Consider the following 6504-nt stretch of genomic DNA (forward strand, 5'->3'; position numbering starts at 1 on the left):
CGGGGCCGGGGCGTATTTTTTTTGTCTTGTCCACAGTGTCAGTCGTTTGAAATCAAAGATTGAAAAATAACTTGTCCATCTGTGCCCAGTAACTGTGGGTCAGCACAACGTTCAGGGTGGGGCATCATCCCCATCACATTCTTTTGTTCATTGGATACCCCTGCAACTGAATCTACAGAACCATTTGGGTTGCACTCAGCGGAAACGTTCCCTTTTTCGTCACAATACCGGAAAAGGATTTGTCCATTTTCCTCAAGATGGTTCAGGGAAAAAGGATCGATATAATAGCTGCCCTGATGGTGGGCGATAGGGATTTCCAGAACCTGATTTGCTTCACAACGCCTGGTAAAGGGAGTGTCTGAGTTTTCAATACGGACGGATACATTTTTACAGATGAATTTTCTCGATTGGTTCTGAATCAATGTGCCGGGGAGCAGGCCAGACTCCAGAAGAATCTGGAACCCATTACAAATGCCCAATACTTTTCCGCCAGCGTTGGCAAATTGTTTAATTGAATTCATTATCGGGGAAAACCGTGCAATGGCTCCCGCACGCAAATAATCCCCATAAGAGAAACCACCGGGCAGAACAACCAAATCAAACGTTTCCAGGCTGGCTTCCTCTTTATGCCAAAGCCAATGAGTATCCTGATTCAGGACATGTTTGAGGATATGATAACAATCGTGGTCACAATTAGACCCGGGAAATACGACAATTCCACACTTCATTTTATGATGTTTTGAATGGTTTGGAGTGTTATTCAGTGGGAACCAGGGTAAAGCGGAAGGACTCAATAACCGTATTAGCCAGGAGTCGTTCGCACATTTCCCGGACCCTTATCTCGGCTTCTTCCTCCGACGCAGAATCAAGTTTAATTTCCAGATATTTGCCGATATTTACATCAAGTACTTCGTCATATCCCAAATCGTTTAACGCATGGTGGACAGTTTTCCCTTGTGGATCGAGAACACCTTCTTTGAATGTTACATGTATTTGGGCAAGCATTTTTTAAACCATAACACAGAAGTTAATTAAATTCAGAAGGCTTTGTAACAGGAAAACTCAAAAAGCCAAAGGCCAATTTTTGACCGGCCCAGAATATTATGATAAACAATGAGTTAGAAAGTTCTTTCTAACAGTGTTTTCTTGCCCGAGCATCTATTCTTACATGACAATATCTAAAACCCACCTTTTAGTGTTTTTGTTTTTCTTTTCGATTTATGTTTTGACTGGCCAGGGTTCCATCCAGTCCGCAGACGGAAAAATTATGTTTTTTCTTACCAAGGCGATGGTCGAGAATCAGAGCATAAGTTTTACTGAAGTCGTTTCTTCGCAAGATACAATCGGTCCACAATACTCCAAATACGGTTTGGGCATGAGTGTACTTGCTATACCGTTTTATTTAGCAGGCAAGGTTTTATCATCACTGTTGGGGATTGAGGTATCTTTGGCAACTCAATTTTCAGTCAGTATGATCAATACGCTGCTTACAGCTTTAAGCTGCCTGTTGATCTTTCAATTTGCCACGAACCGTTTTAATTTCAGCCCTGGAACTGCTTTGCTGTTAGCTTCCGGATTTGGATTGTCCTCCATAGCCTGGTATTACTCTGAAGATTTTATGAGTGAACCTGCCACAACGTTATTTATGCTATCAGCTGTTTACTTTGTGACAGGTAAAGACCCCGACCTGAGAAAACGGGATCTTCTTTGGGCAGGTATATTCCTGGCTCTTGCCATCTCCTGCCGACTGGCGGCCCTGGTAGCCGTTCCGGGATTCATTATTTACCAATGGATGGTGTGGGCCGAGTCTGAAGAAAAAAACAAGAGCGAACTGGTTATGGACCTTGTTCGACCAGCTATTCCCATAGTCACGGTTCTGGTTATTATTATGGTTTATAACTATATAAGGTTTGCGGACCCGCTGGAAACAGGGTATGAAAAATTTTCCGGTCGATTCATGGTGGGTTTGTTTGGCCTTCTTTTCTCTCCAGGTAAATCCCTGTTTTTGTTCAATCCGTTAACTCTTTTGGGTTGCCTGTCGTTTGCGCTTTGTTTCAGGGAGCAAAGAAAAACGACGCTGCTTTTTGTTTGGCTCATTGTTTCCCACCTGCTATTGTTTTCTTTCTGGGGGAGCTGGCAGGGAGGCATGAGTTGGGGGCCAAGGCTGATGCTGGTGGTTATTCCCTATTTAATATTGCCGGCAGGCTTTCTTTTGCGTGAATATAAACAAGTTGTTAAAATTCCCTTTCTGATTGTGCTGGTCATGGGGATATTGATTCAATTGCCTTCCGTGACTGTAAACATTGCCCGTTACTATTATGAAATGAGTCGAGACTTTGGGAGGCTGGGACACGATCAGATTTTATTCTCCCCAAAACATTCTCAGTTGATCGGACAGTTTGGTCAGGTTGCAAAAGTCTTTGAAAACCTGGACGACGATTTTCAAATGGCGCAAATGATTTCCCTGGCAAAAAAGGGTGAGAGATTTTTGGGGGCAGATATTGGTGTGGTTCTGGAAAATGGCCTGGCGGTCAATGCGCCTAATTTCTGGTGGTATTACATGTATTTGTTCGGGTACCCTTTTTACTTCTGGTTGCTTCCTCCCGTTGCTTTGGTGGGAGTTATAGCTTTCACAGGTTATAAGCTGTACCGGGAAACCGGTAACCCTTAATTGCGAATTTATTTTTGGAAGAAATATGGAAAACAAATGGAATGATTCAGATGCCAAAGCGGCAATTGAAAAATACAAGGGTGTCTCTGAAGATATTGCTCTTCGGGTTTACACTTCAAGGTTAATAGGGGCTGATCCTGCGCTGGTTCTTCATGGTGGAGGCAATACTTCCGTCAAGTCGCGCACCCATAACAAGGTTAATGAAGAAGTGGATGTGCTTTATGTTAAAGGAAGCGGCTGGGACCTTGATACGCTGGAGCCCCCGGGTCTTCCGGGAGTCCTGCTCGACTACCTGCGTAAATTGAGAGATCTTGATAAATTGAGTGATGAGGACATGGTGAATGAGCAAAGAACGCATTTATTGGACGCTTCCTCACCAAACCCATCAGTTGAAACGTTATTGCACGCTTTCTTGCCGCACAAGTTCATCGACCATTCGCATGCGGACGCCAGTTTGATCATTGCCAATCAACCTGACGCGGAGAAAATCTGTAAGGAAATTTTTGGTGATTCGATAGGTATTGTTTCATACATCATGCCAGGTTTTGCACTCGCCAAAGCTTCTGCGGAAGTTTATGAAAAAAATACGAATGTTGAAGGGCTTCTACTGATCAACCACGGTTTGTTCACCTTTGGTGATACTGCCAAAGAAAGTTATGAACGTCACATACGGGCTGTGACACTTCTCGAAGAGTATATCTGTAAGAGCCAGTTAAAGCCCCTGACATCGGTTGAAGGACCAGCGCTGGAAGCCGGGGAAGAAGTTTTAATGAATGCGCTGGCTCCATTGCTTCGCGGGCTTTATAAGGAACAAATGGGCAAAAACTGGGTTGTGCATCACCGTGTTGATGCGAATGCAAAAGCGTTTGCCTCCAGTAAAGAGTGTGAAACATGGTCTCAGATAGGCACTGCCACCCCGGACCATGTGATTCGAACCAAGCAAAAACCCCTGCTCTTAAATCTAAAGCAATGGGAAGACCCGGGAAAACTGAGAGAAGAAGTTTTACAGGCCCTGAATGATTATTGTGAAAGTTATCACAAGTACTTTGAGACCAATAAATCTGCCAAGGGAGTGGATAAAACAGAGCTCGATAGACTGCCCCGGGTTATCCTTGTAGCTGGTTTGGGATTAGTGACCATTGGTAAAACAGTAAAGGAGACAGGTATATCAGCGGATATCTATCAGCATACCATTGATATTGTGCATAAATCCTTTTCGGTGGGCACTTATAAACCACTCGATTCCAGTGACCTGTTTGACATGGAATACTGGTCTCTGGAACAGGCCAAGCTGGGCAAAGCCAAAGCGCCTCCTTTGCAAGGTAAGATTGCTTACATCACAGGAGCCGCTTCTGGAATCGGTCTGGCGACAGCCCGACTGTTTGCTGAACAGGGGGCTAATCTTTTTCTTGCCGATGTATCGCAGGATAAATTGAGCGAAGCCGCCGATTTGATACGTAAAAAATCCAAGGTTGGTGTTGTCGCCCAGGTCCTGGATGTGACGGATGAATCAGCAGTGCGTCAGTCTTTTGAGAAAATGGTGCAGACGTTTGGCGGCATCGATATTCTGATCTCCAATGCTGGAAACGCCGTGCAAGGGGCGATTGGGGAGATGGACATGAAAACGTTGCGAGCCAGTTTTGAGCTGAACTTTTTCTCCCACCAGGTGCTCGCGTCTGAAGCTTTGAGGTTGTTCCTGATACAGAAGACAGGAGGAGTCTTGTTGTTCAACGCATCCAAGGCGGCGTTCAATCCGGGTAAAAACTTTGGTCCCTACGCTCTCCCCAAGGCCGCAGTGGTGGCACTCACCAAGCAATATGCTCTTGACTACGGGGGGCATGGAATTCGCTCCAACGCCATAAACGCTGACAGGATTCGCACGGCATTATTCTCTGAAGAAGTTTTGAAAGAAAGGGCCGCTGCCCGAGGGCTTTCTGCAGATGACTATTTCAAAAATAACCTGCTGCAGGAAGAAGTCTACGACACCGATGTGGCGCAGGGATTCCTCAATCTTGCTTTGGCAGAAAAAACCACAGGAAGCATTATCACCATAGATGGTGGCAACATCGCGGCCTCCCCCCGCTAACCGGGCAACGCCCGGTGGTAAATTGTAATGTCTTCATCATATGGGCAACTGTGCTTCTCGGCATGATGGAGGTTTTTCTCCCTCTTTAGCAAAGAGGGTTGGGGTGATTGACCTTCAATGTGTTAGAGAGGTGTTATCCCACGCCTAGTAGGTGATTTCTCCACCAGAAATTCTTCGGGGTTGTTTGTTGAATTCAAGAGGGTGGTCGGTTCCCGGAAGGATGGTGCCGTCTGGAGAGTAGGGGCCTATCTTGCTCCATGTTCCTGCCTGTTGTTCAGCGACAAATTCCATTTCCAGAATCGCTTTGGGGTTTTTATAGCCGTATTTTGAAGGGGCGATCAGCCTTAATGGAAATCCATGCGCGTCAGAAAGGGGTTTGCCATTCATACTGTGCACCAGTAGAACCCTGTCTTGATGTAATTCCTCAAGTGAAAGGTACTCTTTATATTCATCGCCGCAATGAAACACGACTCCTTTTGCGGATGCATGAGGTTGAACTTCACGTTCAAGTTCCTTTATTGAGAACCCGTTCCATTTTGCACGGGCTGACCAGCATTCTACGCACTTTAAGCGGGAAGATTGCGACCTGGAAGGAAGGGTCAGTAATTCATTCAGCGTAAATGTTTTGGGGTTCTCGCACAATCCACTCAGTTTCAACGTCCATGAGTTGGAGTTGATACGGCGCATTGGTTTCCAGAAATTGATGTAGAACGACTGGTGTTTGCCCTCTCTTGTTTTGCCAACAAAATCGGTTCCGGAAAAAGGATCAATTGTCTCGGCTCTGGCACTTCCCCTCAGGACGTGCCATATAAAGAGGGAGATGGTCCATATTCCGCTTTCGACAAAAAGTCGGCGTGAAATTTTTCCTATTTCGCGCATCGAAATCCTAGAAAGATAAACTGCTTTGATGGATCAATCAGGTTGCGATCAAAAGTTTTCCCATATTCGTAATCGAGGTGATGGTTCCACAGTCCACCTCGCGTGACCTTTTTCCCGTTTTCAGAACTAGCTGTCCACTCCCATACTGAGCCTGCCATATCACGGACACCGTAAGGAGAATTGTCTTTCTTGTTGAGTCCGACTCGACGCTTGATGATTCCCGAATAAAAGGGGTGTGGTTTTTTGCGCAGAGGTTTATTTCCCCATGGGAAGATCCGCGCATCGGTGCCCCGGGCAGATTTTTCCCACTCTTGTTCCGTAGGCAAGTGTTTGCCCACATGTTTGCAATAAATATCAGCCTGATTCCAGGTGATGCCGGTGACCGGGTGAAGCTCGAAACCTTTCCAGAAAACATGGTCGGGAAACTGTTTGCGGAATTCCTCGTTGGTCACTTCGAAACGGTCGATGAAGAATGATTCAAGGTGAGCGGTCTTGCTAGGACTTGCATAAGCATCGGTGCTGTTTCCCATGACAAACTTTCCTGCCGGCACTTCCACCATTTCAGACGCAACAGTGTAGCCGGAGTTCGTAACAAGAATTAGGAATACAATAAGGGCGAAAGCTCTCATGGATTTATTATAGACCGGGAATAGAAGTGTAGTGGAAAAGATAATTTGAGCCGGGTAAAACTATTGTATGCAGTTATACTTTATTGCAATAGCCACTGGCGGCTCGCCAGTTATTCCCATTCAATGGTGCCGGGAGGTTTCGAACTGATGTCGTAGACCACCCGGTTGACGCCATGAACTTCATTGATGATGCGGTTAGAAAGTTTGGCCAGGAGTTCGTAGGGCAGGTGCGCCCAGTC

7 protein-coding genes are annotated in these 6504 nt (G+C 45.8%); 2 read left to right on the plus strand and 5 right to left on the minus strand.

The features are described from left to right. Positions 1-38: 38 nt before the first annotated feature. The gene (purQ, locus tag F3741_07480) at positions 39-728 is read right to left on the minus strand and encodes a phosphoribosylformylglycinamidine synthase subunit PurQ (protein MZG30637.1); all 690 of its coding nucleotides are present in this window, start codon (positions 726-728) and stop codon (positions 39-41) included. Between the two features lie 28 nt (positions 729-756). Continuing rightward, positions 757-1005 (minus strand): phosphoribosylformylglycinamidine synthase subunit PurS, encoded by a 249-nt coding sequence (purS, locus tag F3741_07485; protein ID MZG30638.1) that lies wholly within the window; start codon positions 1003-1005, stop codon positions 757-759. 163 nt (positions 1006-1168) lie between these two features. On the opposite strand from purS, the gene F3741_07490 reads away from it, so the two are divergent. Together F3741_07490 and F3741_07495 are read left to right on the plus strand one after the other, a co-directional pair. Next, entirely contained in the window at positions 1169-2671 is a 1503-nt protein-coding gene (locus tag F3741_07490) for a hypothetical protein (GenBank protein ID MZG30639.1), read from the plus strand. A gap of 25 nt (positions 2672-2696) precedes the next feature. Next, positions 2697-4757: a bifunctional aldolase/short-chain dehydrogenase gene (locus tag F3741_07495; GenBank protein ID MZG30640.1), complete on the plus strand. Its 2061-nt coding sequence runs from the start codon at positions 2697-2699 to the stop codon at positions 4755-4757. Between the two features lie 144 nt (positions 4758-4901). Here the strand turns inward: F3741_07495 and F3741_07500 are convergent, their stop codons facing one another. The 3 genes from F3741_07500 to F3741_07510 form a co-directional block, all read right to left on the minus strand. Then, positions 4902-5636: a molybdopterin-dependent oxidoreductase gene (locus F3741_07500; GenBank protein MZG30641.1), complete on the minus strand. Its 735-nt coding sequence runs from the start codon at positions 5634-5636 to the stop codon at positions 4902-4904. Beyond that, positions 5624-6265: a formylglycine-generating enzyme family protein gene (locus F3741_07505; protein ID MZG30642.1), complete on the minus strand. Its 642-nt coding sequence runs from the start codon at positions 6263-6265 to the stop codon at positions 5624-5626. The genes F3741_07500 and F3741_07505 overlap by 13 nt, the downstream gene beginning before the upstream one ends. Before the next feature lie 110 nt (positions 6266-6375). Next, positions 6376-6504 (minus strand): hypothetical protein (locus tag F3741_07510; GenBank protein ID MZG30643.1); only part of this gene is annotated, 129 nt, incomplete at its 5' end.

The sequence above is a fragment of the Nitrospinota bacterium genome, assembly GCA_009873635.1.
In the GTDB taxonomy this organism is placed as follows: Bacteria; Nitrospinota; Nitrospinia; order Nitrospinales; family VA-1; genus LS-NOB.

Bases quoted from the DNA above. Each gene is read 5' to 3' on its own strand.
- purQ (MZG30637.1), bottom strand. From the start codon at position 728: ATGAAGTGTGGAATTGTCGTATTTCCCGGGTCTAATTGTGACCACGAT.
- purS (MZG30638.1), bottom strand. From the start codon at position 1,005: ATGCTTGCCCAAATACATGTAACATTCAAAGAAGGTGTTCTCGATCCA.
- F3741_07490 (MZG30639.1), top strand. From the start codon at position 1,169: ATGACAATATCTAAAACCCACCTTTTAGTGTTTTTGTTTTTCTTTTCG.
- F3741_07495 (MZG30640.1), top strand. From the start codon at position 2,697: ATGGAAAACAAATGGAATGATTCAGATGCCAAAGCGGCAATTGAAAAA.
- F3741_07500 (MZG30641.1), bottom strand. From the start codon at position 5,636: ATGCGCGAAATAGGAAAAATTTCACGCCGACTTTTTGTCGAAAGCGGA.
- F3741_07505 (MZG30642.1), bottom strand. From the start codon at position 6,265: ATGAGAGCTTTCGCCCTTATTGTATTCCTAATTCTTGTTACGAACTCC.